The following is a 26062-nucleotide window of genomic DNA, read 5'->3' as shown; positions in this document are numbered from 1 at the left end:
CGATAGGCATGGTGCCACCGGGCTATCCACTAATAACTTAGCGTTTCAGCGCGTCGCTCAGTTCTTCGCGCATGTTCGCCAGCATCGCTTTCACGACACGCGGGTTACCTGCGACGATGTTGCCGGTCATCATATAGTTATGACCGCCCGTGAAATCACACACCAGACCGCCCGCTTCACGCACCAGCAGTTCGCCGGCAGCAAAATCCCACGGCTTCAGTGCGATCTCAAAGAAACCATCAACGCGGCCTGCTGCAACGTAGGCCAGATCCAGCGCAGCGGAACCGGTACGACGGAAGTCCGCGCATTCGGTAAACAGTTTACCGACGATATTTACATAGGTAGTGGCGTGCTGTTTGGCTTTGAACGGGAAACCGGTCGCCAGGATGGTGCCATCCAGATCGCGGGCAGTGCTGCCACGCAGACGGTAACCGTTAAGCTGCGCGCCCTGGCCGCGCGTGGCGGTGAACAGTTCGTTACGCATCGGATCGTAAACCACCGCGACTTCAGTGCGGCCTTTAATACGAACGGCGATAGATACCGCGAAGTGCGGCAGGCGTTTGATAAAGTTGGTGGTGCCATCCAGTGGATCGATAACCCATTGTACATCCTGGTCAGCGCCTTCGTGCTCACCACTCTCTTCGGTGATGATGGTGTGTTGCGGGTAAGATTTGCGGATGGTGTCAATAATTACCGCTTCGGCGGCTTTATCAACGTTAGTCACGAAATCATTGCTGCCTTTCTGGCTGGTTTCTACGGTGTCAGGGGTTTCGTAGTTTTTGGCAATTAAATTACCCGCCTTGCGCGCAGCACGCACGGCGATGTTCAGCATCGGATGCATCGGTCTCTCTCACTGGATGTTAAAGAACGGAAAACGGCGCGTATGATAGCAGCGAATTCGGATTATGTCTTCGCTTTATGGTAATATGCGCAAATATTCTTTAGCCGTTGAAAATCTATGCTGCAAAATATTCGAATTGTGCTGGTGGAGACCTCTCACACTGGCAATATGGGCTCCGTTGCCCGCGCGATGAAAACAATGGGGTTAACCAATCTGTGGCTGGTTAATCCGCTGGTTAAACCGGACTCTCAGGCTATTGCGCTCGCCGCAGGTGCCAGCGATGTGATTGGCAATGCAAACATTGTCGATACGCTGGACGAAGCACTGACCGGTTGCAGTCTGGTGGTGGGCACCAGCGCACGCTCGCGTACGTTGCCATGGCCAATGCTGGATCCACGCGAATGTGGTCTGAAAAGCGTTGCCGAGGCGGAACATGCGCCGGTTGCGCTGGTCTTTGGCCGTGAACGCGTAGGTCTGACCAACGATGAACTGCAAAAATGCCACTACCACGTCGCCATCGCCGCTAACCCGGAATACAGTTCGCTGAACCTCGCTATGGCGGTGCAGGTGATAGCTTATGAAGTGCGCATGGCCTGGCTGGCGACGCAGGCAAGCGATGCCCCGGCCGCTCATCATGAAGAGACGCCGTACCCGCTGGTAGACGATCTTGAGCGCTTTTATGGGCATCTGGAACAAACGCTGCTGGCAACCGGGTTTATCCGTGAAAACCATCCCGGTCAGGTGATGAATAAACTGCGCCGTCTGTTCACTCGCGCACGTCCGGAAAGCCAGGAACTGAATATCCTGCGCGGCATTCTGGCGTCTATTGAGCAGAACCAAAAGCAATAGCGCTGGATGGCTGCTTTGCTTTATCTGACGCGTAGTCCAGAAAAGCAGGCGCGCCATCGGGTCATAAACACCACAGCACGAAAGGATAAATACCTGACTAAAACAGTCAACTAAATAGTTGACCAATTTAGTCAGGAATGTCAGACTTGCGACTGCTATGCAACATTAACATTTTAATAATAATCCCCGGGCAGGGGCGAGTCTGAGGCTAGTAAGACATGAGACTGACATCTAAAGGGCGTTATGCCGTGACTGCAATGCTGGACGTTGCACTCAACTCCGAATCAGGCCCGGTTCCGTTGGCCGATATTTCTGAGCGTCAGGGAATTTCACTCTCCTATCTGGAGCAGTTGTTCTCCCGCCTGCGTAAAAATGGCCTGGTGGCCAGCGTACGTGGTCCGGGCGGCGGTTACCTGCTGGGTAAAGAAGCGGGCAGCATTGCCGTCGGTGAAGTGATTAGCGCCGTTGACGAATCCGTGGATGCGACCCGTTGCCAGGGGAAAAGTGGCTGCCAGGGCGGCGATAAGTGCCTGACCCACGCGCTGTGGCGCGATCTGAGTGACCGTCTGACCGACTTTTTAAATAACATTACGCTGGGCGAACTGGTGAATAACCAGGAAATCCTCGACGTCTCCGGCAGACAGCACTCCCACGAATCTCATCGCACGACCCGCGCACAAGACGCTATCGACGTTAAACTGCGCGCATAATAAAAAAACAGAATTCAGAATCGGGCCAGGGCACAGTTATGTGCCCTGTTAACACGGTCGTACATCCAGCCGGTTGCCTGATTCCTTGCATTAGAGCGATGTACGGAGTTTAAAGAGCAATGAAATTACCGATTTATCTCGACTACTCCGCAACCACGCCGGTGGACCCGCGTGTTGCCGAGAAAATGATGCAGTTTCTGACCCTGGACGGGACCTTTGGTAACCCTGCTTCCCGTTCACACCGTTTTGGCTGGCAAGCTGAAGAGGCGGTAGATATCGCCCGTAACCAGATTGCTGAGCTGGTTGGTGCCGATCCGCGTGAGATCGTCTTCACTTCCGGTGCAACCGAATCCGATAACCTGGCGATTAAAGGTGCAGCCAACTTTTATCAGAAAAAAGGCAAGCACATCATCACCAGCAAAACCGAACATAAAGCCGTGCTGGATACCTGTCGCCAGTTAGAGCGCGAAGGTTTCGAAGTGACTTACCTGGCTCCACAAAGCAACGGTATTATCGACCTGAAAGAGCTGGAAGCAGCGATGCGTGAAGACACCATCCTCGTGTCCATCATGCATGTGAATAACGAAATCGGCGTAGTGCAGGACATCGCGACCATCGGCGAAATGTGCCGTGCGCGCGGTATTATCTACCACGTTGATGCAACGCAGAGCGTCGGTAAACTGCCTATCGATCTGAGCCAGTTGAAAGTGGATTTAATGTCCTTCTCCGGCCATAAAATCTACGGTCCGAAAGGCATTGGCGCGCTGTATGTGCAACGTAAACCACGTGTACGCATTGAAGCGCAAATGCACGGCGGCGGTCATGAGCGCGGTATGCGTTCCGGTACGCTGCCTGTTCACCAGATCGTCGGCATGGGTGAAGCCTACCGCATCGCCAAAGAAGAGATGGCGACCGAAATGGAGCGTCTGCGCGGCCTGCGTAGCCGTCTGTGGAATGGCATCAACGATATCGAAGAAGTTTACCTGAACGGTGACCTGGAGCACGGCGCGCCGAACATTCTCAACGTCAGCTTTAACTACGTTGAAGGCGAATCGCTGATCATGGCGCTGAAAGACCTGGCTGTTTCGTCTGGTTCTGCCTGTACGTCTGCAAGCCTGGAACCGTCCTACGTGCTGCGCGCGCTGGGCATGAATGATGAGCTGGCACACAGCTCCATCCGTTTCTCTTTAGGGCGTTTTACCACCGAAGAAGAGATCGACTACACCATCGCACTGGTGCGTAAATCCATTGGTCGTCTGCGCGAACTCTCCCCGCTGTGGGAAATGTTCAAACAGGGCGTGGATTTAACCACGATCGAATGGGCTCATCATTAATAACGGTTGCGCAAACAGGAGAATTTAGAATGGCTTATAGCGAAAAAGTAATCGATCACTACGAAAATCCGCGCAACGTGGGCTCTTTTGACAACGGCGACGATAGCGTTGGCAGCGGTATGGTTGGCGCACCGGCGTGCGGCGACGTGATGAAGCTGCAGATCAAAGTGAACGATAAAGGCATTATCGAAGACGCACGTTTCAAAACTTACGGTTGCGGTTCCGCCATCGCCTCCAGTTCCCTGGTGACAGAGTGGGTGAAGGGCAAGTCTCTGGACGAAGCTCAGGCGATCAAAAACACCGATATCGCCGAAGAGCTGGAACTGCCGCCAGTGAAAATTCACTGCTCCATCCTGGCGGAAGATGCGATTAAAGCCGCCATCGCGGATTACAAAAGCAAACAAGAAGCGAAATAAGGCAGGAGGTTGTTGTCATGTCCATTAGCCTGAGCGACAGTGCCGCTGCGCGAGTCAATACCTTCCTGGCCAACCGAGGTAAAGGGTTTGGTCTGCGTCTGGGGGTCAGAACCTCCGGTTGTTCTGGTATGGCCTATGTACTGGAATTTGTCGATGCGCCGAACGAAGAAGATACGGTGTTTGAAGACAAAGGCGTGAAGGTCGTGGTCGACGGCAAAAGCCTGCAATTCCTCGACGGTACTCAACTGGACTTTGTCAAAGAAGGCCTGAACGAAGGGTTCAAATTCACCAACCCGAACGTGAAAGATGAGTGCGGTTGCGGCGAAAGCTTCAACGTTTAATCGCCATCATTGATGACCCCACCGCAGGCCTCTGTGCGTGGGGTTTGTTTCGATTGCACACCCGGAACTGTTATGGATTACTTCACCCTCTTTGGGTTACCAGCCCATTACCAACTCGACACGCAGGCGCTGGCGACACGTTTCCAGGATTTACAGCGTCAGTTCCATCCTGACCGCTTTGCCAGTCAGCCGCAGGCTGAGCAACTTGCCGCCGTGCAGCAATCTGCCACCATTAATCAGGCCTGGCAAACCTTACGCAACCCACTAACGCGCGCCGAATACCTGTTGTCATTACACGGGTTTGATTTAGCCTCTGAGCAACACACGGTGCGGGATACCGCTTTTTTGATGGAACAGCTGGAGCTACGTGAAGAGCTGGACGAGATTGAGCGTGCGAAAGATGCAACGCGACTGGAGTCTTTCCAGACGCGCGTGAAAGGGATGTACGACGCGCGCCATCAGTTAATGGTAGAACAGTTAGATACTCAAACGTGGGACGCAGCGGCGGATACCGTGCGTAAACTGCGTTTTCTCGATAAACTGCGCAGCGCAACAGAACAACTCGAAGAAAAACTGCTCGGTTTTTAATTTTTTGGAAGCAAACAATGGCCTTATTACAAATCAGTGAGCCCGGCCTGAGCGCCGCACCGCATCAGCGTCGCCTGGGGGCGGGCATCGACCTTGGCACCACCAATTCGCTGGTTGCCACCGTGCGCAGCGGTCAGGCGGAAACGCTGGCCGACAGCGAAGGTCGCCATTTACTCCCTTCCGTGGTGCATTACCAGGCGGACAGCCACAGTGTGGGTTATGACGCCCGCCGCAACGCCGCGCTGGATCCGGTCAACACTATTAGCTCGGTAAAACGCCTGATGGGCCGTAGTCTTGCGGACATCCAGGCGCGCTATCCACATCTGCCATGGCAGTTCCAGTCCAGCGAAAACGGTCTGCCGATGATTGTCACCGAGGCCGGTCTGGTTAACCCGATTCGTGTCTCTGCCGATATTCTCAAAGCCCTTGCTGAACGCGCGCAACAGACGCTGTCTGGCGATCTCGACGGTGTGGTGATCACGGTGCCCGCCTATTTTGATGACGCACAACGTCAGGGCACGAAAGATGCCGCGCGGCTGGCGGGGCTGCACGTGCTGCGCCTGCTGAACGAACCGACCGCGGCAGCCATTGCTTACGGTCTGGACTCGGGCAAAGAGGGCGTGATCGCCGTGTATGATCTTGGCGGCGGTACCTTTGATATCTCCATCCTGCGTCTTAGCCGCGGGGTGTTTGAAGTACTGGCCACCGGCGGTGATTCCGCTCTGGGTGGGGATGATTTTGACCACCTGTTGGCAGACTTTATTCGCGAGCAGGCGGGGCTTGACGATCGCAGCGATGCACGCCTGCAGCGAGAACTGCTGGATGCGGCCATTGCCGCGAAAATTACGCTGAGCGATGCCGACAGCGCAGCTGTCGATGTGGCGGGCTGGCAGGGTGTGATCACGCGAGCACAGTTCGACGATCTGATCGCAACCCTGGTGAAACGTACGCTGCTCTCTTGCCGTCGCGCGCTGAAAGATGCGGGCGTGGAAGCGCATGAGGTGCTTGAAGTGGTAATGGTCGGCGGCTCAACCCGCGTGCCGCTGGTACGCGAGCGTGTGGGCGAATTTTTTGGCCGCACGCCGTTGACATCGATCGATCCGGATAAGGTTGTCGCCATTGGCGCGGCAATCCAGGCGGACATTCTGGTCGGCAACAAGCCGGACAGCGAAATGCTGTTGCTGGATGTGATCCCGCTGTCGCTTGGGCTTGAAACCATGGGCGGCCTGGTGGAGAAAGTGATCCCGCGTAATACCACTATTCCGGTCGCGCGCGCACAGGAGTTCACCACTTTTAAAGATGGTCAAACTGCGATGTCCATCCATGTGATGCAGGGCGAGCGTGAACTGGTGCAGGACTGCCGCTCTCTGGCGCGTTTCTCGCTGCGGGGCATTCCTGCGCTTCCCGCTGGCGGCGCGCATATTCGCGTCACCTTCCAGGTCGATGCCGATGGTTTGCTGAGTGTGACCGCCATGGAGAAATCCACCGGGGTGGAAGCCTCAATTCAGGTGAAACCGTCATACGGTCTCACCGATGGCGAAATCGCCGACATGATCAAAGACTCCATGAGTTTTGCCGGGCAGGACGTGAAAGCACGTATGCTGGCGGAACAGAAAGTGGAAGCCGCGCGCGTACTGGAAAGTCTGTCCGGTGCGCTCGCCGCTGACGCCGCGCTGTTAAGCGCCGCAGAGCGTGCGGTCATCGACGAGGCGGTGGCGCAACTGCGCTCCGTTGCCGAGGGTGATGATACCGCCGCGATAGAACAAGCCATTAAAAATGTAGATAAACAAACCCAGGAATTTGCCGCCCGCCGCATGGACCAATCCGTGCGTACCGCGCTGAAAGGCCATTCCGTCGACGAGGTTTAATATGCCTAAAATTGTTTTTCTGCCTCATCAGGATCTCTGTCCGGATGGCGCAGTTCTGGAAGCGAAGAGCGGTGAAACCATTCTTGATGTTGCCTTGCGCGGCGGCATCGAAATTGAGCACGCCTGCGAAAAATCCTGCGCCTGCACCACCTGTCACTGTGTCGTGCGTGAGGGCTTCGATTCTCTGCCGGAAAGCAGTGAAGACGAAGATGATATGCTGGATAAAGCCTGGGGGCTGGAGCCGGAAAGCCGTTTAGGCTGCCAGGCGCGCGTCACCGATGAAGATCTGGTGGTTGAGATCCCGCGTTACACCATCAACCACGCACGGGAGCACTGATATGGGGCTGAAGTGGACCGACAGCCGTGAAATCGGCGAGGCGCTGTATGACAGCCGCCCGGATCTCGATCCGAAGACCGTTCGTTTCACCGATATGCATCAGTGGATCTGCGAACTGGAAGAGTTTGATGATGATCCGAATGCATCGAATGAAAAAATTCTCGAAGCGATTCTGCTAGTCTGGTTAGACGAAGCATCGTAATCATCTAACGGGCTGCCTTCGGGCGGCCCGTTTTCACGAATGCGCTAATAAGGATAAATAAAATGACAGAAGCCATGAAAATTACGTTAACCACGCAACCTGCCGATGCGCGCTGGGGTGAAAAAGCCGCATACAGCATCAATAATGACGGCATCGCTCTGCACCTGACCGGTAAAGATGATTTGGGGCTTATTCAGCGCGCAGCGCGTAAAATCGACGGCCTGGGCATCAAGCACGTTGCACTGAGCGGTGAAGGCTGGAATGCCGATCGTAGCTGGGCATTTTGGGCGGGTTATAAGGGGCCGAAAGGCACGCGCAAAGTGGAGTGGGCGGCGCTTGATGAGGCTGAGCAGAAAGAGCTGGATAGCCGCCTGAAAGTCATTGACTGGGTACGCGACACCATCAACGCCCCGGCGGAAGAACTGGGCCCGGAACAACTGGCGCAGCGTGCGGTGGATCTGCTGCACAGTGTTGGAGGCGATAAAATCGCTTACCGCATCACCAAAGGTGAGGATCTGCGCGAGCAGAACTACCTCGGTCTGCATACTGTCGGACGGGGTTCCGAACGCCCGCCCGTGCTGCTGGCACTGGACTATAACCCAACCGGTAATCCGGATGCGCCGGTGTATGCCGCGCTGGTGGGGAAAGGTATTACCTTCGATTCCGGCGGTTACAGCATTAAACAGAGCGCGTTTATGGATTCAATGAAATCCGATATGGGGGGCGCGGCACTGGTAACCGGTGCACTGGCTTTCGCTATTAATCGCGGCCTGAACAAACGCGTCAAACTGTGGCTCTGCTGCGCCGACAACCTGATTAGCGGTAACGCCTTTAAATTGGGCGATATTATCCACTACCGCAACGGTAAAAGCGTTGAGATCATGAATACCGATGCTGAAGGGCGTCTGGTGCTGGCCGATGGTCTGATCGACGCTTCCGCGCAGAAACCGGAACTGATCATCGACGCCGCCACGCTAACGGGTGCGGCGAAAACGGCGCTGGGCAATGACTACCATGCGCTGTTTAGCTTCGATGACGCGCTGGCTGGCCGCTTGCTGAGCAGTGCTGCCGCTGAGAATGAGCCGTTCTGGCGTTTGCCGCTGGCGGAGTTTCACCGTAATCAGCTGCCGTCGAACTTTGCCGAGCTGAACAATACTGCCAGTGCAGCTTTCCCGGCTGGCGCGAGCACCGCGGCCGGTTTTCTGTCGCACTTTGTGGAAAACTATCAGCAGGGTTGGTTGCATATCGACTGTTCCGCAACCTACCGTAAAGCGGCGGTGGAGCAGTGGGCGGCAGGGGCCACCGGTCTGGGTGTGCGCACGCTCGCGAATCTGTTAACGGCTGAATAATATTTCATCTTTACCCTCACCCTGACGCTCTCCCGGTAAGGGAAACGCGCGTCCTCTCCCATCCAGGGAGAGGGGCCGGGGGAGGGTTAATTTTTCGGAATTTGTATGTCGGAAACCAAAAACGAATTAGAAACCCTGCTGGCGCAGGCGGCGACCGAACCGGCTTATCGTCCGGCGTTTTTCCGCACACTACTGGACTCCACCGTGTGGGTACCGGGAAGCGCTGCGGAAGGTGACGCGATTGCAGACGATAGCGCGCTGGATCTGCAGCACTGGGAAAAAGATGACGGAACCTCGGTGATCCCGTTCTTTACCTCACTGGGCGCATTGCAACAGGCCGTTGACGATGAACAAGCGTTTGTGGTGATGCCCGCCCGCACTCTCTTTGAGATGACGCTGGGGGAAACCTTGTTCCTCAACGCCAAACTGTCTACCGGTAAAGAGTTTACTCCGCGTGAAATCAGCCACTTAGTGGGAAAAGAGGGCAGTCCGTTAAGCCAGCAGGAAGTGCTGGAGGGCGGTAGCGCGTTGTTGCTGTCTGAAGTGGCGGAACCGCCAGCGCAGATGGTGGACTCCCTGACCACGCTGTTTAAAAGTATCAAAACCGTTAAACGTGCTTTTATCTGCACCATCAAAGAGAACGCAGAGGAGCAGGCGAACCTGTTGATCGGTATTGAAGCGGAAGGGGATATCGAAGAGATTATTCACGCGGCGGGCAGCGTAGCGACGGATACCTTACCGGGCGACGAACCTATTGATATCTGCCAGGTGGTCGAAGGCGAGAAAGGTATTAGCCATTTTATGCTGGCGCACATTACGCCTTTCTATGAGCGCCGCTGGGGCAGCTTCCTGCGCGATTTTAAAAATAACCGCATTATTTAATGATCAGGTGGCGCCGCGTGCGCCGCTTATTCTCTTTGCTGGCTAAGGGTTATTGTTACTCTTCATTATGCACCCTGACTTCTTTTTACTGATAAACACATTCATGGCCGGAAAGCGGGTGCTATCGTTTACGCTACGTTGATTTGTGGTTCATTTTTATGGATAAAAAAAGCCTGCTGTATTGTTTCGGCATTCCGCTGCTGTTATTCATCTGGTCCTGTTGGCAATATTCCAGAATCAGCGACAGCGATGCCTGGGTTGTTATTGAGTGGGGCACCGCTTCGCACAACATTCTGATGCCACTTTCCCGTCGCTATGTTGCTGGCTTATCCGTCACTCTCTCCGTCATCGCACTGTTTGCAAGCACCTGCGCTGTGGTATTAAGCCTTTATAGCGTACGCAAAGCCCGAATATCGACCGGGCAGTTAATTCACGCTTTTACTCTCTGCCGGAAAATGTTGCCGCTGATTATGGCTGCGCTGATGACGGCAATGGGTTTCGCGCTGGTGTCTGTTTTACTGTATGAATTATTGTGGTTGTTAACGATTAAACAAACCACCCCGCTGAATATTAAGCTGTTCGGCGTGCTGTTACTGGTTACCGGCTGGTTGATTTTTATGGTGCTCAGTAGTCTGTTTCTGCTGAAAAGATGCTATGCGAAAATTCAACCGCAAGACCGGAACGTTTTTGGCATTGCCATGACGGAGCAGGATGCACCCGCACTCTGGCGGTGGGTCAGAGAGCTGGCGCAGCGTGGTCAGGCAATAATGCCGGATAATATTGTCGTGGGATTGTTTCAGGGATTTTACGTTACGACGTTGCCAGTACAACTGGAAAAAGGCGAACGCCTGACAGGTAACACACTCTATTTTCCCGTGACGCTTGCTGCCTTTCTGGATAAAGACGAAATTGCGGCTGTTATAGGTCACGAGTTGGGGCATTTTTCCGGCCAGGACACCGCATACACACTGCATTTTGCCGGGCTTTATTCCGGCATGAAAAGTAGCCTCGACCATTTTTATCAAAACCTGAAATTCTGTGGCTGGTTCGAGCGGATTGCGCTGTCTCCCCCGGTGCATATTGGCGTCTGGTTTTATCGTCGGTTTGATGTAACGGTCAGTGGCTGGAGTCGGATGCGAGAGCTGGCGGCGGATGCCGCTGGCGCACGCACCAGCACGCCTCAGGCGCTGGCCTCATCGCTGCTACGCTGCACCACGCTGGATATTGAGTTGGCGGCGCCCATGCAGCGTTTTTTAGACCGCAAACTGAGCACCACCAATCTGGTTAACACGCTTTACTCAGGGCTTTATAAACTTGGGGCGTTGAACGCCGAGGTGGCGTTGGGACGGAAGTTATCGCACCCAACCGATCATCATCCGACGGTGCGCGAGCGCCTTAAGCAGTTGAATGTGCCGCCAGATAATGTGTTACTGACGCGGGCTTCACGTCAGGTCAATGAAGCCGATTATCTCTGGCTGCAGCATCTGTTGCCTGACTTCCCGGCACTTTGCCGGGCGCTCACCGCACAAGTCAACGATGAACTGAATGCCAACCATCATGCTTACCTGGAGCAGTTGCAAGAGATGGTTGCACAGGCCAGTGATGCCGTCGTGGTGTCACTGAAAAAAGGCAATGTGTGGGGCTACATTGCGCTGGCGATGATAGCGGGTTTCCCGGCATGCGTACTGTTTATCCTGAACAGGCTGTGGGGTTTGACTTTTCTGCAGTTTGATACTGTGGTGGGCGGCCTGGCAGCGATGTCGATAATTTTGGCGCTGGGCGCCTGGGCGATGTATCAACGCGTACGGCAACCCTTGTTGACTCTGCGCCCGCAAGCGATTGAGAGTTATCAGCTCAGTGCGCCATTGGCGCTGTCGAAGATTGAAGCGACCCATGTCAGCAAGTTTCGTGGGCAGAACTGCATCGAGCTGTACTGGACTGAGGGATATCAGCCGCCGGAATGTATTGTCGGGCGGTTTGTGCATAATTTCATTTTTGATACGCAAAAGCGCAAAGTCATCATCACGATCCCTGGCGGGATGACACAGGGCGAGGCGCGAGAAAACATCACCCTCGGCGAGTTACATACGCGTATCCGCGAATACATTGGCGCAACCTGGGCGCGGCAGACACTCAACGATCTCTAACCGGACTGGCAGACCCGGTGTTTTGCACCCTATGTTGCCTCCAGCAACAGCAAATCCATCAACAATACCAGGTTGGATTCAAACGAGGTGATCCCCGCCGCTTCCGCCGCGAAATGCACCGCTTCGTCGTAGAGTGCGAAGTGGATATCTGCCAGTGCAGCGAGTGAGTTTGCGGAGGCGCGGGTAAACGCGACGACCGTCATGCCGACGGTGTGTGCGATCCGCACTTTATCCAGCACCTGCTCGGTTTCACCACTGCGCGATACGGCGATAAACACCTGATAGCGCGACGCATTGCTGAGAAAGATATTGCGGCTGTCGCCCGGGCCGGAGATAAATGCCGTCTTGCCCAAGACCTGCAGCTTCTTGGTTAAATACTCCGCGAACAAATATGAGAAACCTGCGCCGTAGAGAAAGAAACTCTCTTTGTCGCGCAGCAGCGCGGCGAACTGGCTGCGCTTTTCTGCTGTCACCCATTGAAAGGTCTGCTGATAATTGGCCATGAACTGTTGAAACAGCGCCGGGAGTTCAACGGCACCTTCACTGCGTTGCTCCGCAATATGCGGTGTATCGGATAAAAGCTGTTTGCAGTGCCAGATAAACTCGCTAAAGCCGCTGAAGCCCAGTTTCTGGCACAGACGGATAATGGTGGCGGTGGAGACATACGTGGCCTGCGCCAGTTGTCGCACGGTGATGTGGCCCACCAGCAGCGGATGCTCCGTCAGGTGCGCCAGGACGCGGTACTCGGCGCGGGTCAGTGACTCCCCGCGCGTCAGTAATGGCGCAAGTCGGTTATCCATTTACGCCGGTTCTACGGGTAAATCGTCGCGTGCGCCCCATTCACTCCAGGAGCCGTCATACAGCGTGACGTTTTCCGCACCCAGGGTTGTCAGCGCGAGAATAACCACCGATGCAGTGACGCCCGAACCACAGCTGGCAATAATTGGTTTATGCAAATCCACGCCCTGGCGGCGGAAAATGGCGGCGAGTTCATCGGTGGTTTTCAGCTCACCTTCCGCCACCAGATCCCCCCACGGCACATTCTTCGCACCGGGAATATGCCCGCGCTTCAGCCCTGGACGGGGCTCGTCCATTTCGCCATTAAAACGCGGTGCCGGGCGCGCATCGACAATCTGCGCTGTCCCTTCGTGACTGACTAACAGGACATCTGTCAGCTTTTTCACCACGGAGGGGTCAAAGTTGGCATTAAAATCAGACTCCGGCAACGCCACATCGCCTTTTTGCAGCGGCAGGGCATCCCGCTGCCAACCCGCGAGGCCACCGGCAAGAATTGACACCTTTTCTACGCCGTAATTGCGCAGCATCCACCAGGCGCGCGGGGCGGAGAAGAGGTTGCCTTCGTCGTAGACCACAAGGTGCTTATCCTGACTAATGCCCAGTTCGCGCATGGCGACAGCAAACGCTTCCGGGCGCATGAGCATATGTGGTAATGACGAAGTGTGATCGGAGAGAGCTTCAATATCAAAAAATACCGCACCGGGAAGGTGCCCGGCGCGGTATTCCGCTTTAAGGTCTCGATGCTCCTGTCCAGGAGGCGCCATACGGGCGTCAATCAGCTGGATTTCAGGATCATCGCTGTGTTCTATCAGCCAGTCGGCCGCGACAAAAAACGAGGTAGACATGGTTGCCTCCGTGTCATCAACAGTAACCTGAATTGTTCACGTTTTTTCCTGACCCGACAAGTTACCTTCGCTCATGTCGCGAGCAACCTCGTTATTTTTGCACGGCTTTGCCGTTTTCCCAGGCTTTTTGCAGTGCAGGCCAGTAATCCCGGTTGGCTTCGATCATCTCATCAAGGATCGCTTTAGCATGCTGCATGGTGGGCACGGTTTTGTTCAGTGTAAAAGCCTGCAACGCTTTTTCGTAGCTGCCCTCAATGGTGGCTTCGACCAGCAGTTGTTCCGAGGCCAGTTGCTGCATCAGTAGGGTCTGGTGAAATAGAGGTACCGCCCCCATACGCACTGGCTCCGGGCCTTCGCTGGTAATATAGGCTGGCACTTCGACCATCGCATCGTAGGGTAAATTGGCAATCGCGCCTTTGTTTTCCACAATCACCAGATGGCGCTGGCGCAGGTCAAACGCCAGTGAACAGGCGACGTCAACAATAAACGCGCCGTGCACGCCCACGTGAAAAGCATCCGGCAGGATCCCACTGCGCTTATACTCCTGGGCGGCGGCAAACAGTTTTTTCTCGCGCCCGTCCATCACTTCATTGGCGCGGGTGTGGTCGGGATCCTGATGGGCAACGATCTCGTTTGGCATCAGGTAGTACTGCAAATAGGGGTTTGGCAGATATTCCGGAAAGTGATCCATGATCGGCTTGATATTGCGCCAGGTTTTCACCCATGACGGATCGGCATGTTGCGGGTCCGTTTGGGAGGCATCTTCCGTCAGCAGACCAAAACGGGCAATATGCTCGCGCAACGCAGGCAGACGATCCTCACCATCTACACGTACCTGGGTAAACCAGCCAAAGTGGTTCAGGCCAAAGTAATCGACCTCCAGTTTATGGCGATCCACGCCGAGGATAGCGCCCATATTGCGCATCGCCGCCACGGGCATATCGCAGATATTCAGTACCCGTGCTTTCGGACGCAGACGGCGCACACCTTCGGCCACGATGGCTGCCGGGTTGGAATAATTGACGATCCAGGCTTTTTTATCGGCGTAACGCTCCACCAGATCGATCAGCTCCACCATCGGCAGAATCGTGCGTAGCCCGTAGGCTAGCCCACCCGGGCCGCAGGTCTCCTGACCCACCACACCATGGCGCAAGGGGATTTTCTCATCCTGTTCGCGCATTTTGTACTGACCGACGCGCATCTGAGCAAAAACAAAATGTGCGCCGCTGAGCGCCGTTTCGGCATTGCTGGTCACGGTAAATTTAATGCTCTGACTGTGGTCGCGGATCACTTTCTCTACCACCGGCGCAATGGTGCTCTGCCGGGCTTCATCAATGTCATACAGGCGAATTTCCGCCAGCGGGAACGCCTCCAGTTGGACCATCAGGCTTTTCACGATGCCGGGGGTATAGGTGCTGCCGCCACCGGCGATGGATAAAATAAACGGGGGTTTAACCATTTCTGGACTCCTTCAGAGAAACATCTCAACAGCTTCTCGCATTTTTTTAACATGCAGCCCGTAGACCACCTGAACGTTATTACCTTGTTTGATAACACCTTTTGCGCCGGTTGCTTTAAGTTGCGGTTCATCAATCGCCGCCACATCGATCACCGTCACGCGCAGGCGGGTGTAGCAGTTGTCCACCACGTCAATATTGGCGCGCCCGCCCAGACCTTCGATGATCGCTGCGCCGACGCCAGCATTGCTGCCTTTTGCCTGATACTCCTGTTTGCTGTAGAGACGAGTCTCCTGCTCATCATCTTCACGGCCTGGCGTTTTCATGCCGAAGTGCACTATCAGGAAGCGGAAGATAAAAAAGTAGAGGGCGAACATAATGAGCCCAACGAGGATGTACATCGGCCAGTTGGACTTTTCGGTGCCGAGGGGCAGGTTGTAGAGCACAAAATCGATAATGCCGTTCGCGCCAATGGCATGAACGCCAAGCAGTGAGAACAGCATCATGCCGATACCTGTGAGCACGGCATGCACCACAAACAGCAGCGGTGCGACAAACAGGAAAGCAAACTCGATAGGCTCGGTGACACCGACTAAAAATGAGGTGAGCGCAGCAGGGATCAGGATCGCTTTGGCTGCGGCTTTGCGCTCAGGTTTCGCTGTCACATACATCGCCAGCGCAGCAGCGGGCAAACCGAACATTTTGCTGATACCGCGCGCATCCCAGACGACGGTGCTGCTGAGTTGCGTCACGCTCGGGCAGGCTATTTCGGCAAAGTAGATGTTACGTGCACCCTGATAAGTTGTACCGCAAATATCCGCCGTACCGCCGAGTTCGGTGTACAAAAACGGCGTATACACCAGATGGTGCAGCCCGGTCGGCACCAGGATGCGCTCAAGGAAACCGTAGACCGCAACGCCGAATGGCCCCGCACCTTTGATAGCCATCGCCAGGGCGCTGATACCCTGCTGGGCGAAAGGCCACAGTTCGCTCATGATCACACCTAATATCATCGCAACCGGCAGCATGATAATGGCGACGAAGCAGTGACCCGAGTAGATTGCCATCGCCCCGGAAAACTGTACCCCGGAATATTTATCGTACAGATAACCTGATAGCGCGCCGGTGAGGATCCCGGCGAAAACGCCCATCTCCAGCACCTGTACGCCTAACACCATACCCTGGCCTGCGGCTTTCATCTGCGCAGCAGGTGCCAGTACTCCCTGAAATTGCAGCATGACATTCATGGCGTTAATAAAGACGATAAAGGTCACCAGACCAATCAGCGCCGCATAGCCTTTATCCCGTGAGGCAAGGCCCACCGGAATGCCGACCGCGAAGACAAGGGCAAGGTTCGCCAACACCGATACAGCGGATTTGGCAATTAACTGACCGATTTGTTGAATAAGGGGGTGACCAAGAAAAGGCAGATAGTCGGCCAGGTTACCGTTGCCGAAGATATTTCCACAGGCAATAAATAAGCCGACAATCGGCAAAATGAGCACCGGACCAAAGAGGGACTTACCAAAATTTTGTAGGGCATTCACGGCTCTGGACATAATGTTCTCTCTTATTAGAACCGCGCACAAAGGTGCACAGACAGCTTAACGGTAGCAGCAGGTCGCGTTGTTTTTCCATCTATCTTATTGTTTTAAAAACAAATGACATGAAACGTAACATGTTACGTTTCGCACTGTGATCCGCGTAACAGGGTGATCGGAAAAGCGTGACGGGACTTTGCGAAGCGCTTTCCAGAACCAAAGACACATTTTGTAATTCTTATCGTTGCGAATAATAATGTGTGGCAATGTTCAACAGGCTTTATAGGCCAGGGATATAGAATGAAACCGCTACGCATTGCGGCGCTGACCGTCGCGCTGTTCACTACGTTTACGTTAGCCGGCTGTGATAACAACGATAAACCGCAGGCAAGCAGCTCGCCTGCTGCGGCATCCGCGCCGCAGCAAAGCCAGGCAGCCCCCACGCAAAGTAAAGAGAAACTGGCACAGCTTGCCGCGCGTAGCGAAGGTAAGCCGCTCACGCTGCTGGATGCCTCTGAAGTACAACTGGATGGCGCCGCCACGCTGGTGCTGACCTTCTCCGTTCCACTTAATCCCGATCAGGATTTTGCCTCGACCGTCCACCTGGTAGACAAAAAGAGCGGCAAAGTCGATGGTGCCTGGGAACTGGCGCCGAATCTGAAAGAGCTGCGCCTGCGCCATCTGGAGCCAAACCGCGAATTGCTGGTGTCGGTGGATCGCGGGCTAACGGCGCTGAACAAAGCCACGTTCGGCATTGATTACGAAAAAGCCATTACCACCCGCGATGTGCAGCCCAGTGTCGGCTTCGCCAGCCGTGGTTCGTTGCTGCCGGGAAAAGTGGTGGAAGGGCTGCCGGTGATGGCGCTAAACGTCGATAACGTCGACGTGAATTTCTACCGCGTGAAACCGGAGTCGCTGGCGGCGTTTATCAGCCAGTGGGAATACCGTAACGCCCTGTCAAACTGGGAGTCGGACACGTTACTGAAAATGGCCGACCTGGTGTATACCGGCCGTTTTGACCTCAACCCGGCGCGTAATACCCGTGAGAAGCTACTGTTGCCACTCAGCAGTATTCAGCCGTTGCAACAAACCGGGGTCTATGTCGCCGTAATGAATCAGGCCGGTCATTACAACTACAGCAATGCCGCCACGCTGTTCACGCTCAGCAATATTGGCCTGTCTGCTCACCGTTACCATAATCGTCTGGATATCTTCACCCAGGGGCTGGAAAACGGCGCAGCGCTCTCCGGTATCGAGGTGATGCTGCTCAATGAGAACGGGCAAACGCTGGCGCAGGCCACCAGTGACAAAGAAGGTCATGCAACGTTAACCACCGACAAAGAAGCGGCACTGATCCTGGCGCGTAAAGACGGTGAAACCACGCTGCTGGACCTGAAATTACCGGCACTGGATCTGGCGGAATTCGCCATTACCGGCGAACCGGGCTACAGCAAACAGTTCTTTATGTTTGGCCCACGCGATCTCTATCGTCCGGGTGAAACGGTGATCCTCAACGGACTGCTGCGCGACAGCGACGGTAAGCCGTTGACTGCGCAACCGGTGAAACTGGAAGTCGTGAAACCGGACGGGCAGGTGATCCGTACGGTGGTCAGCCAGCCGCAGAACGGGCTGTATCATTTTACCTACCCGTTGGAAGCCAGCGCTCAAACCGGGATGTGGCATATCCGCGCCAATACTGGCGATAACCAGCCGCGCGAGTGGGGCTTCCATGTTGAAGACTTTATGCCGGAGCGCATGGCGCTGAATATCACCCCGCAGGCATCACCGATTGCACCAGCGGATGACGTGGTGTTTAACGTGAACGGCCACTACCTCTATGGTGCGCCAGCGAGCGGCAACACGTTGCAAGGGCAACTCTATTTACGCCCGTTGCGCGAAGCTGTCCAGGCGTTGCCGGGGTTCCAGTTTGGCGACATCGCAGAAGAAAACCTCAGTCGTAGTCTGGATGAAGTCCACCTGACGCTGGATGACAACGGGCAGGGAGAAGTCACCACCGCAAGCCAGTGGCAGGAGAGTCATTCGCCGTTAGACGTTATTTTACAGGCCAGTCTGCTGGAGTCGGGCGGTCGCCCGGTTACACGCCGCGCACAGCAAGCCATCTGGCCTGCACAGGCGCTGCCGGGTATCCGCCCGCAGTTTGCGTCAAAAGCGGTCTATGACTATCGCACCGATACCACCGTCAACCAGCCCATCGTTGACGAAGACAGTAACGCCGCGTTCGACATCGTCTATGCGGATGCCGAAGGTAACAAAAAAGCAGTCAGTGATTTGCAGGTACGGTTGATCCGCGAACGCCGCGATTATTTCTGGAACTGGTCAGAAAGTGAGGGTTGGCAGTCGCAGTTCAATCAAAAAGATTTGGTTGAAGGTGAGCAGAGCCTCAACCTGGCGGCGAATGAAACCGGTAAAGTGACCTTCCCGGTGGAGTGGGGCGCTTATCGTCTGGAGGTGAAAGGGCCGGACGATACCATCAGCAGCGTGCGTTTCTGGGCCGGTTACAGCTGGCAGGATAACAGCGACGGTGCGGGCGCCATTCGTCCGGATCGCGTCACCCTGAAACTGGATAAACCGGCCTACAAACCGGGCGATACCGTCAAGTTGCACGTTACTGCGCCTGCTGCGGGCAAAGGCTATGCAATGATCGAGTCGGCTGAAGGCCCGCTGTGGTGGCAGGAAATTGATGTGCCGGCAGACGGCCTCGATCTCTCTATTCCTATCGATCAGAAATGGCAGCGCCACGATCTTTATATCAGCACACTGGTGGTTCGCCCCGGTGACAAGTCGAAGTCCGCGACGCCGAAACGCGCGGTCGGTCTGCTGCATCTGCCGATGGGAGATGAAAACCGCCGTCTTGATGTCACGCTGAATACCCCGCAAAAAATGCGCCCGAACCAGCCGTTAACGGTGAAAGTGAAGGCGGCAGTGAAAAATGGCGACACACCTAAACAGATCAATGTGTTGCTTTCCGCAGTAGACAGCGGTGTGCTTAACATTACGGATTACGTGACGCCAGATCCGTGGCAGGGCTTCTTCGGCCAGAAACGCTACGGTGCGGATATTTACGATATCTACGGCCAGGTCATTGAAGGGCAGGGGCGTCTTGCTGCACTGCGTTTTGGTGGCGACGGCGACGAAATGAACCGTGGCGGTAAACCGCCGGTCAACCATGTCACCATTATTGCCCAGCAAGCACAGCCCGTTACACTGGATGAGCACGGTGAAGGCACGGTGACGTTGCCAATTGGTGATTTCAACGGTGAGTTGCGCGTGATGGCACAAGCCTGGACGGCGGAAGACTTTGGTAGCAGCGAAGGCAAAGTGATTGTTGCGGCTCCTGTGATTGCCGACATGAATATGCCGCGTTTCCTCGGTAGCGGCGACACTTCCCGCTTGACGCTGGATGTCACTAACCTTACCGATCAGCCGCAAACCCTGAATGTGGCACTGGCAGCAAGTGGATTGCTGACGCTGGAGAGTGGTCAGCCTGAACCGGTAAAACTGGTTGCCGGGCAGCGTAAGACGTTGTTTATTCCGGTGCGTGCGCTGGACGGTTTTGGCGAGGGTGAGATCAGCGCGCAAATTAGCGGGCTGATGCTACCAGGCGAAACGTTTGCGCCACAGCAGAAACAGTGGAAACTTGGCGTACGTCCGGCATTTGCTGCGCAGACCGTTAACAGCGGCGCGATGTTGAATCCCGGTGAGAGCTGGCATGCCCCAGCGCAGCACCTTGCCGGAATGTCCCCGGCAACGCTGCAAGGTCGCGTGCTGTTTAGCGGCAAACCACCGTTGAACCTTGCGCGCTATATTCAGGAGCTGAAAGCCTACCCGTACGGGTGCCTGGAGCAAACCGCCAGCGGCCTGTTCCCGTCGCTCTACACCAACGCCGCACAGCTTAAAGCGCTGGGCATTAAAGGCGAGAGTGACGAGCAGCGCCGTGCTGCGGTGGATCTGGGTATCTCGCGGCTGTTGCAAATGCAGCGTGACGACGGCGGTTTCTCGCTGTGGGATAAAAGCGGTTCAGAAGAGTACTGGTTAACCGCCTACGTTACTGACTTCCTGGTCAGCGCCTCCGCCCAGGGCTACAGCGTACCGACAAATGCGCTGAATAACGCCAACAACCGCTTGCTGCGCTACCTGCAGGATCCGGCGACGATGGCAATCCGCTACAGCGACGATCTTCCTGCCACCAAATTTGCCGTACAAAGCTATGCAGCGCTGGTGCTGGCACGTCAGCAAAAAGCCCCGCTGGGTGCGCTGCGTGAAGTCTGGCAGCGCCATGAGCAGGCCAAAGCAGCGCTGCCGTTGATGCAACTGGGTGTGGCATTAAAACTGATGGGTGATGCGCAACGCAGTGAACAGGCCATCAACCTGGCGCTGAAAACGTCACGGGTGCAGAACAACCGCTGGCTGGCGGATTACGGCAGCGATCTGCGCGATAACGCGCTGATGCTGGCGCTGTTGCAGGACAACAACCTGCTGCCGCAAGTGCAAACGCGTCTGCTGACAACCTTGTCTGAACAAGCGTACGGTCAGCGCTGGTTGTCGACTCAGGAGAGTAACGCGTTGTTTTTAGCCGGGCGTAATCTGCAAAACGCCTCCGGTAGCTGGCAGGCGCAAACCTCTATCGATGCCGCTGCACTGGGTGGCGAGAATGCGCAGAGCCGTAACCTGGCTGCCGATCAGCTGGCTTCATTGCAGGTCACCAACAGCGGTTCAACCCCGTTGTGGTTACGCCTGGACAGTGCCGGTTACCCGGATCATGCGCCGACGCCTTCCGCCAATGTGCTGCGCATTGAGCGCAACATTCTTGGCACTGATGGCCGTAGCAAATCTCTTTCATCGCTGAAAAGCGGCGATTTGGTGCTGGTATGGCTGGAAGTGAGCGCCAGCCAGAATGTACCGGATGCGCTGGTGGTGGATTTACTGCCTGCCGGTCTGGAGCTGGAAAACCAGAATCTGGCCAGCAGCAGCGCCAGCTTGCAGGATAGCGGAAGTGAAGTGCAGGAACTGCTAAACCGTATGCAGCAGGCGGATATCCAGCATATGGAGTTCCGCGACGATCGCTTTGTGGCGGCAGTTCCGGTAAGCGAAGGTCAACCCGTTACGCTGGTCTATCTGGCGCGGGCAGTGACGCCGGGCCATTACCAGATTCCTGCGCCGCAGGTGGAATCCATGTACGTACCGCAGTGGCGGGCGACAGGCGCGACCAGCGGCTCGCTGACTATCGTGCCGTAACGTGAAGATCGTGCATCTGATGCGCACCCGCTGGCGCTGGCTGGTGGGGGCGCCCCTGTTATTGGTGCTGGCGGTGATCGCTGCGGATAAAATCTGGCCGCTGCCGCTCAGCGAGGTGGATCCCGCGCGTGTGGTGGTGGCAGAAGATGGCACGCCGCTATGGCGTTTTGCCGATGCTGACGGCATCTGGCGTTATCCGGTGACCATTGAAGAGGTTTCGCCGCGTTATTTGCAGGCGCTGATCCAGTATGAAGATCGCTGGTTCTGGGATCATCCCGGCGTTAACCCGTTTTCCATTCTCCGTGCCGCCTGGCAGGATCTCAGTTCCGGGCGCGTGGTGTCGGGCGGCAGTACATTGACGATGCAGATTGCCCGTCTGCTTGATCCTCATCCACGGACTTTCGGCGGCAAGGTACGCCAGCTCTGGCGCGCGCTGCAACTGGAGTGGCACCTTTCCAAACGCGACATTCTCACGCTCTACCTGAACCGCGCACCCTTTGGCGGTACGTTGCAAGGCGTGGGCGCGGCAAGCTGGGCTTACCTTGGCAAACCCCCCGCAAAACTCAGTTATGCCGAAGCTGCGCTGCTGGCTGTTCTGCCGCAAGCGCCAAGCCGTCTGCGTCCTGACCGCTGGCCAGAACGGGCGCAGGCGGCGCGTGACAAAGTGCTTGAACGCATGGCGTCACAACAAGTATGGCCAGAGGTGCAGGTGAAAGAGTCGCGGCAGGAACCGGTCTGGCTGGCACCCCGGCAAATGCCGCAACTGGCACCGCTGTTTGCCAGACGTATGCTTGGCGAAAGCCGGGCGTTGAAAATCACCACGACGCTGGACGCCACGCTGCAACGGCAGCTTGAAGAGCTGGCGCTGAGCGTCAAAACGCGTCTGCCGCTGCGCAGTTCGCTGGCGATGATCGTCGTTGATCATACTGATATGAAGGTGCGCGGCTGGGTTGGCTCGGTAGACATCAATGATGACAGTCGCTTCAGCCATGTGGATATGGTCAGCGCGGTGCGCTCGCCCGGATCGGTGCTGAAGCCGTTTATCTATGGTATGGCGCTGGATGAAGGATTAATTCACCCGGCGTCGTTACTGCAGGATGTACCGCGACGGGTCGGGGATTATCGGCCCGGCAATTTTGACAGTGGTTTTCACGGCCCTGTCAGCATGAGCGAGGCGTTGGTGCGTTCGCTGAATTTACCGGCAGTACAGGTGCTGGAAGCTTACGGGCCGAAAAAGTTTGCCGGTAATTTGCGTAATGCCGGATTGCCGCTGAGCTTACCGACCGGGGCTGAGCCCAATCTGTCGCTGATCCTGGGGGGCGCAGGGGCGCGTCTGGAAGATATTGCCGCCGCTTACAGTACCTTTGCCCGCGGTGGTAAAGCCGGGCAACTGCGCCTGACGCCGGATGCACCGTTGGTGGAACGACGGTTAATGTCGGCGGGAGCGGCGTGGATCATTCGTCGTATTCTGGCCGGGGAAGCGCAACCGATGCCGGACGCCGTATTGCCGCAGGTCGCGCCGCTGGCCTGGAAGACAGGCACCAGTTATGGCTACCGTGATGCCTGGGCTATCGGTGTGAATGCCCGCTACGTGATTGGGATCTGGACCGGCAGGCCAGATGGTACGCCGGTCGCCGGGCAGTTCGGTTTTGCCAGCGCCGTACCGCTGCTTAACCAGGTGAACAACCTGCTGCAGGCGCGTTCGGCGCTTGAGCAGGGGAAATTACCGCGCGATCCGCGTCCGCAATCCGTCAGTCAGGGAATGATTTGCTGGCCTGGCGGGCAAAGTTTGCCGGAGGGAGACAGTAATTGTCGTCGCCGTCTGGCAACCTGGTTGCTGGAGGACAGTCAGCCCCCCACGTTGCTGATGCCAGAGCAGGAAGGGATGCACGGCATCAATTTTCCGCTGTGGTTAAACCGCGAAGGCCGACGCGTTGCGGCGGACTGCCCGGATGCGCAACAGAAAACATGGATTGTCTGGCCACTGCCGCTTGAACCCTGGCTACCGCCAGGAGAACGGCGGGCGGCGCGTTTACCCCCTGCAGATAAGCACTGCCCGCCGCGTAATGATAACGCGCCGCCTCCCCTGTTACTCAGTGGCGTGCGTGAGGGCGCGGTGATTAAGCGTATTCCGGGGCAATCTTTTGTGCTGTTGCCAGTGCAAAGCAGCGGCGGGGAAGGTGGCCGCTGGTGGTTTCTGAATGGTGAACCCCTGTCGCCGCACGAGAATTTATTTAGCCTGAAACTTGATAAAACCGGCGAGTATCAGTTATTGGTGATGGATGACGCGGGGCAGGTCGCTGCGGTGCAGTTTACTGTGCAATAACCTGTTAAATGGTGAGTTTAGTGAAGGGTGTTGCTAAAGCTCGTCTTATTTTAAAAAAATGTTACCTTAATCCATAGGCAACGCTCACGTTGCTCTTTATAATCCGCGCCAGGTCATACTCATGTGTATGTACGACAACAGAACAACTTACAGAGGTAATCATGGCTATTGAACGTACTTTTTCCATCATCAAACCAAACGCGGTGGCAAAAAACGTTATTGGCAGCATCTTCTCTCGCTTTGAAGCGGCAGGATTTAAAATCGTCGGCACCAAAATGCTGCACCTGACCGTTGAACAGGCTCGCGGTTTTTACGCTGAGCACGAAGGTCGCCCGTTCTTTGACGGTCTGGTTGAGTTCATGACTTCCGGTCCGATTGTGGTCTCTGTTCTGGAAGGCGAAAGCGCAGTACAGCGTCACCGTGATCTGCTGGGCGCAACCAACCCGGCGAACGCGCTGGCGGGCACGCTGCGTGCTGACTACGCTGACAGCTTCACTGAAAACGGCACCCACGGCTCGGATTCCCTTGAATCCGCGGCTCGCGAAATTGCTTACTTCTTCGCTGAAGGCGAAGTGTGCCCGCGCACTCGCTAATCACCCGTTAAACTGTGTAACGAGTTTTACACTTTAATTTGTGAAATGCCGCGTGCAAACGTGGTATCTGTGCGTCAGAATTTGTACAATGCTGCGCCCCAGGATGAGCAGACGCTTACCTGGGGCGCTTCTTTTTAACCCTCCAGGGGCCATAACGTGTAATAACGAGGCCGGAATAAATTATGTCTGAACAAATTGTCATACCTGAGAACGACGCTCTCACGATCCCTAATAAAGATGCAAAAATTAACCTGCTGGATTTAAACCGTCAGCAGATGCGCGAGTTTTTCAAAAACTTAGGTGAGAAACCCTTCCGTGCCGATCAGGTCATGAAGTGGATGTATCACTATTGCAGCGATGACTTTGATGAAATGACCGACATCAACAAAGTTCTGCGCGGCAAGTTAAAAGAAGTCGCTGAGATCCGCGCGCCGGAAGTTGTTGAAGAGCAACGCTCTTCCGACGGCACCATCAAATGGGCGATCGCGGTAGGCGATCAGCGCGTTGAAACCGTCTATATCCCGGAAGATGATCGCGCGACCTTATGCGTCTCTTCACAGGTCGGTTGTGCGCTGGAGTGTAAATTCTGCTCAACCGCGCAGCAGGGCTTTAACCGCAACCTGCGGGTGTCAGAAATCATCGGTCAGGTATGGCGCGCCGCGAAAATTATCGGTGCGGCGAAGGTGACCGGCAACCGTCCTATCACCAACGTGGTGATGATGGGCATGGGTGAGCCGCTGCTGAACCTGACCAACGTCGTTCCGGCGATGGAAATCATGCTGGATGACTTTGGTTTTGGTCTGTCCAAACGCCGCGTAACGCTGTCCACCTCGGGTGTGGTTCCGGCGCTGGATAAACTGGGTGACATGATTGACGTCGCACTGGCGATTTCTCTGCATGCACCGAACGATGAAATTCGTGACGAAATTGTACCGATCAACAAAAAGTACAATATCGAAACCTTCCTCGCGGCGGTGCGTCGCTACCTGGAAAAATCCAACGCCAACCAGGGTCGCGTGACCATTGAATACGTTATGCTGGATCATGTGAATGACGGCACTGAGCATGCGCACCAACTGGCGGAGTTGCTGAAAGATACACCGTGCAAGATCAACCTGATCCCCTGGAACCCGTTCCCGGGCGCACCGTATGGCCGCAGCTCCAACAGCCGTATTGATCGCTTCTGTAAGGTGCTGATGAGCTATGGTTTTACTACAATTGTACGTAAAACGCGTGGCGATGATATCGATGCTGCCTGTGGTCAGCTTGCGGGCGATGTGATCGACCGTACCAAACGCACCCTTCGTAAGCGTATGCAGGGCGAACCGATTGCGGTGAAGTCACTGTAATGCGAAAACGCAGCACGAAGAATGTGCTGCATT

The 26062-nt window shown here is 55.6% G+C and carries 21 protein-coding genes; 16 read left to right on the top strand and 5 right to left on the bottom strand.

Going from position 1 to position 26062, the window contains the following annotated elements; all coding sequences use genetic code 11:
* Positions 1-37: 37 nt before the first annotated feature.
* Positions 38-841 (bottom strand): inositol-1-monophosphatase, encoded by an 804-nt coding sequence (gene suhB, locus GA0061071_RS03010; RefSeq protein ID WP_061493701.1) that lies wholly within the window; start codon positions 839-841, stop codon positions 38-40.
* 117 nt (positions 842-958) lie between these two features.
* Here suhB and trmJ point away from each other — a divergent pair, with 117 nt between their 5' ends.
* From trmJ to GA0061071_RS02950, 12 genes are all read left to right on the top strand, one after another.
* Positions 959-1690, top strand: a complete 732-nt coding sequence (trmJ, locus tag GA0061071_RS03005; RefSeq protein ID WP_061493702.1) for a tRNA (cytosine(32)/uridine(32)-2'-O)-methyltransferase TrmJ — start codon at positions 959-961, stop codon at positions 1688-1690.
* Between the two features lie 218 nt (positions 1691-1908).
* On the top strand, positions 1909-2400 hold the full coding sequence (iscR, locus tag GA0061071_RS03000) for a Fe-S cluster assembly transcriptional regulator IscR (RefSeq protein WP_061493703.1): 492 nt from the start codon (positions 1909-1911) through the stop codon (positions 2398-2400).
* 119 nt (positions 2401-2519) lie between these two features.
* The gene (gene iscS / locus GA0061071_RS02995; RefSeq protein WP_061493704.1) at positions 2520-3734 is read left to right on the top strand and encodes a cysteine desulfurase; all 1215 of its coding nucleotides are present in this window, start codon (positions 2520-2522) and stop codon (positions 3732-3734) included.
* Positions 3735-3763: 29 nt separating this feature from the next.
* Positions 3764-4150 carry a Fe-S cluster assembly scaffold IscU gene (iscU, locus tag GA0061071_RS02990; RefSeq protein WP_007370804.1) on the top strand — a complete coding sequence of 129 codons (387 nt, stop codon included), beginning with the start codon at positions 3764-3766 and terminating at the stop codon, positions 4148-4150.
* Positions 4151-4167: 17 nt separating this feature from the next.
* A complete protein-coding gene (iscA, locus tag GA0061071_RS02985; RefSeq protein WP_017459009.1) occupies positions 4168-4491 on the top strand; it encodes an iron-sulfur cluster assembly protein IscA in 324 nt (107 codons plus the stop codon).
* Positions 4492-4563: 72 nt separating this feature from the next.
* Positions 4564-5079, top strand: coding sequence for a co-chaperone HscB (gene hscB, locus GA0061071_RS02980; protein WP_088238220.1), 516 nt, complete (start codon positions 4564-4566; stop codon positions 5077-5079).
* 17 nt (positions 5080-5096) lie between these two features.
* On the top strand, positions 5097-6947 hold the full coding sequence (hscA, locus tag GA0061071_RS02975) for a Fe-S protein assembly chaperone HscA (protein ID WP_088238219.1): 1851 nt from the start codon (positions 5097-5099) through the stop codon (positions 6945-6947).
* Position 6948: 1 nt separating this feature from the next.
* A complete protein-coding gene (gene fdx, locus GA0061071_RS02970; RefSeq protein ID WP_039079657.1) occupies positions 6949-7284 on the top strand; it encodes an ISC system 2Fe-2S type ferredoxin in 336 nt (111 codons plus the stop codon).
* A 1-nt stretch (position 7285) separates the two neighbouring features.
* A complete protein-coding gene (gene iscX, locus GA0061071_RS02965; protein ID WP_061493707.1) occupies positions 7286-7486 on the top strand; it encodes a Fe-S cluster assembly protein IscX in 201 nt (66 codons plus the stop codon).
* A gap of 62 nt (positions 7487-7548) precedes the next feature.
* Positions 7549-8835 (top strand): aminopeptidase PepB, encoded by a 1287-nt coding sequence (pepB, locus tag GA0061071_RS02960; protein ID WP_088238218.1) that lies wholly within the window; start codon positions 7549-7551, stop codon positions 8833-8835.
* Positions 8836-8940: 105 nt separating this feature from the next.
* On the top strand, positions 8941-9717 hold the full coding sequence (gene sseB / locus GA0061071_RS02955; RefSeq protein ID WP_061493709.1) for an enhanced serine sensitivity protein SseB: 777 nt from the start codon (positions 8941-8943) through the stop codon (positions 9715-9717).
* 158 nt (positions 9718-9875) lie between these two features.
* The gene (locus tag GA0061071_RS02950) at positions 9876-11864 is read left to right on the top strand and encodes a M48 family metallopeptidase (protein WP_088238246.1); all 1989 of its coding nucleotides are present in this window, start codon (positions 9876-9878) and stop codon (positions 11862-11864) included.
* A gap of 29 nt (positions 11865-11893) precedes the next feature.
* On the opposite strand, the gene GA0061071_RS02945 is transcribed toward GA0061071_RS02950, so the two are convergent.
* From GA0061071_RS02945 to GA0061071_RS02930, 4 genes are all read right to left on the bottom strand, one after another.
* Positions 11894-12664, bottom strand: coding sequence for a MurR/RpiR family transcriptional regulator (locus tag GA0061071_RS02945; protein ID WP_088238217.1), 771 nt, complete (start codon positions 12662-12664; stop codon positions 11894-11896).
* Positions 12665-13507, bottom strand: coding sequence for a 3-mercaptopyruvate sulfurtransferase (gene sseA, locus GA0061071_RS02940; protein ID WP_061493711.1), 843 nt, complete (start codon positions 13505-13507; stop codon positions 12665-12667).
* 91 nt (positions 13508-13598) lie between these two features.
* Positions 13599-14966 carry a 6-phospho-alpha-glucosidase gene (locus tag GA0061071_RS02935; protein WP_088238216.1) on the bottom strand — a complete coding sequence of 456 codons (1368 nt, stop codon included), beginning with the start codon at positions 14964-14966 and terminating at the stop codon, positions 13599-13601.
* Between the two features lie 12 nt (positions 14967-14978).
* Positions 14979-16523 carry a PTS transporter subunit EIIC gene (locus GA0061071_RS02930; protein WP_088238215.1) on the bottom strand — a complete coding sequence of 515 codons (1545 nt, stop codon included), beginning with the start codon at positions 16521-16523 and terminating at the stop codon, positions 14979-14981.
* Between the two features lie 282 nt (positions 16524-16805).
* On the opposite strand from GA0061071_RS02930, the gene GA0061071_RS02925 reads away from it, so the two are divergent.
* The 4 genes from GA0061071_RS02925 to rlmN all read left to right on the top strand — a co-directional run bounded on the left by GA0061071_RS02925 (position 16806) and on the right by rlmN (position 26029).
* The gene (locus tag GA0061071_RS02925) at positions 16806-21761 is read left to right on the top strand and encodes an alpha-2-macroglobulin family protein (RefSeq protein WP_088238214.1); all 4956 of its coding nucleotides are present in this window, start codon (positions 16806-16808) and stop codon (positions 21759-21761) included.
* A gap of 19 nt (positions 21762-21780) precedes the next feature.
* Positions 21781-24087 carry a peptidoglycan glycosyltransferase PbpC gene (pbpC, locus tag GA0061071_RS02920; RefSeq protein ID WP_420843374.1) on the top strand — a complete coding sequence of 769 codons (2307 nt, stop codon included), beginning with the start codon at positions 21781-21783 and terminating at the stop codon, positions 24085-24087.
* A 161-nt stretch (positions 24088-24248) separates the two neighbouring features.
* Positions 24249-24680, top strand: a complete 432-nt coding sequence (gene ndk / locus GA0061071_RS02915; RefSeq protein ID WP_088238212.1) for a nucleoside-diphosphate kinase — start codon at positions 24249-24251, stop codon at positions 24678-24680.
* A gap of 182 nt (positions 24681-24862) precedes the next feature.
* Positions 24863-26029: a dual-specificity RNA methyltransferase RlmN gene (gene rlmN, locus GA0061071_RS02910; RefSeq protein WP_061493717.1), complete on the top strand. Its 1167-nt coding sequence runs from the start codon at positions 24863-24865 to the stop codon at positions 26027-26029.
* The last annotated feature ends 33 nt before the right edge of the window (positions 26030-26062 follow it).

Origin of the sequence: Kosakonia oryzendophytica (genome assembly GCF_900094925.1) — a bacterium.
In the GTDB taxonomy this organism is placed as follows: Bacteria; Pseudomonadota; Gammaproteobacteria; order Enterobacterales; family Enterobacteriaceae; genus Kosakonia; species Kosakonia oryzendophytica.
Note: the sequence above shows the minus strand (reverse complement) of the source record. Positions and strands in the feature narration are given on the sequence as shown.

Coding starts and splice junctions, on each gene's coding strand:
- sseB (WP_061493709.1), top strand. CDS start 8,941: ATGTCGGAAACCAAAAACGAATTAGAAACCCTGCTGGCGCAGGCGGCG.
- GA0061071_RS02945 (WP_088238217.1), bottom strand. CDS start 12,664: ATGGATAACCGACTTGCGCCATTACTGACGCGCGGGGAGTCACTGACC.
- ndk (WP_088238212.1), top strand. CDS start 24,249: ATGGCTATTGAACGTACTTTTTCCATCATCAAACCAAACGCGGTGGCA.
- rlmN (WP_061493717.1), top strand. CDS start 24,863: ATGTCTGAACAAATTGTCATACCTGAGAACGACGCTCTCACGATCCCT.
- sseA (WP_061493711.1), bottom strand. CDS start 13,507: ATGTCTACCTCGTTTTTTGTCGCGGCCGACTGGCTGATAGAACACAGC.
- pepB (WP_088238218.1), top strand. CDS start 7,549: ATGACAGAAGCCATGAAAATTACGTTAACCACGCAACCTGCCGATGCG.
- suhB (WP_061493701.1), bottom strand. CDS start 841: ATGCATCCGATGCTGAACATCGCCGTGCGTGCTGCGCGCAAGGCGGGT.
- GA0061071_RS02925 (WP_088238214.1), top strand. CDS start 16,806: ATGAAACCGCTACGCATTGCGGCGCTGACCGTCGCGCTGTTCACTACG.
- hscA (WP_088238219.1), top strand. CDS start 5,097: ATGGCCTTATTACAAATCAGTGAGCCCGGCCTGAGCGCCGCACCGCAT.
- iscS (WP_061493704.1), top strand. CDS start 2,520: ATGAAATTACCGATTTATCTCGACTACTCCGCAACCACGCCGGTGGAC.
- iscR (WP_061493703.1), top strand. CDS start 1,909: ATGAGACTGACATCTAAAGGGCGTTATGCCGTGACTGCAATGCTGGAC.
- iscA (WP_017459009.1), top strand. CDS start 4,168: ATGTCCATTAGCCTGAGCGACAGTGCCGCTGCGCGAGTCAATACCTTC.
- fdx (WP_039079657.1), top strand. CDS start 6,949: ATGCCTAAAATTGTTTTTCTGCCTCATCAGGATCTCTGTCCGGATGGC.
- GA0061071_RS02950 (WP_088238246.1), top strand. CDS start 9,876: ATGGATAAAAAAAGCCTGCTGTATTGTTTCGGCATTCCGCTGCTGTTA.
- pbpC (WP_420843374.1), top strand. CDS start 21,781: ATGCGCACCCGCTGGCGCTGGCTGGTGGGGGCGCCCCTGTTATTGGTG.
- GA0061071_RS02930 (WP_088238215.1), bottom strand. CDS start 16,523: ATGTCCAGAGCCGTGAATGCCCTACAAAATTTTGGTAAGTCCCTCTTT.
- trmJ (WP_061493702.1), top strand. CDS start 959: ATGCTGCAAAATATTCGAATTGTGCTGGTGGAGACCTCTCACACTGGC.
- GA0061071_RS02935 (WP_088238216.1), bottom strand. CDS start 14,966: ATGGTTAAACCCCCGTTTATTTTATCCATCGCCGGTGGCGGCAGCACC.
- iscX (WP_061493707.1), top strand. CDS start 7,286: ATGGGGCTGAAGTGGACCGACAGCCGTGAAATCGGCGAGGCGCTGTAT.
- iscU (WP_007370804.1), top strand. CDS start 3,764: ATGGCTTATAGCGAAAAAGTAATCGATCACTACGAAAATCCGCGCAAC.
- hscB (WP_088238220.1), top strand. CDS start 4,564: ATGGATTACTTCACCCTCTTTGGGTTACCAGCCCATTACCAACTCGAC.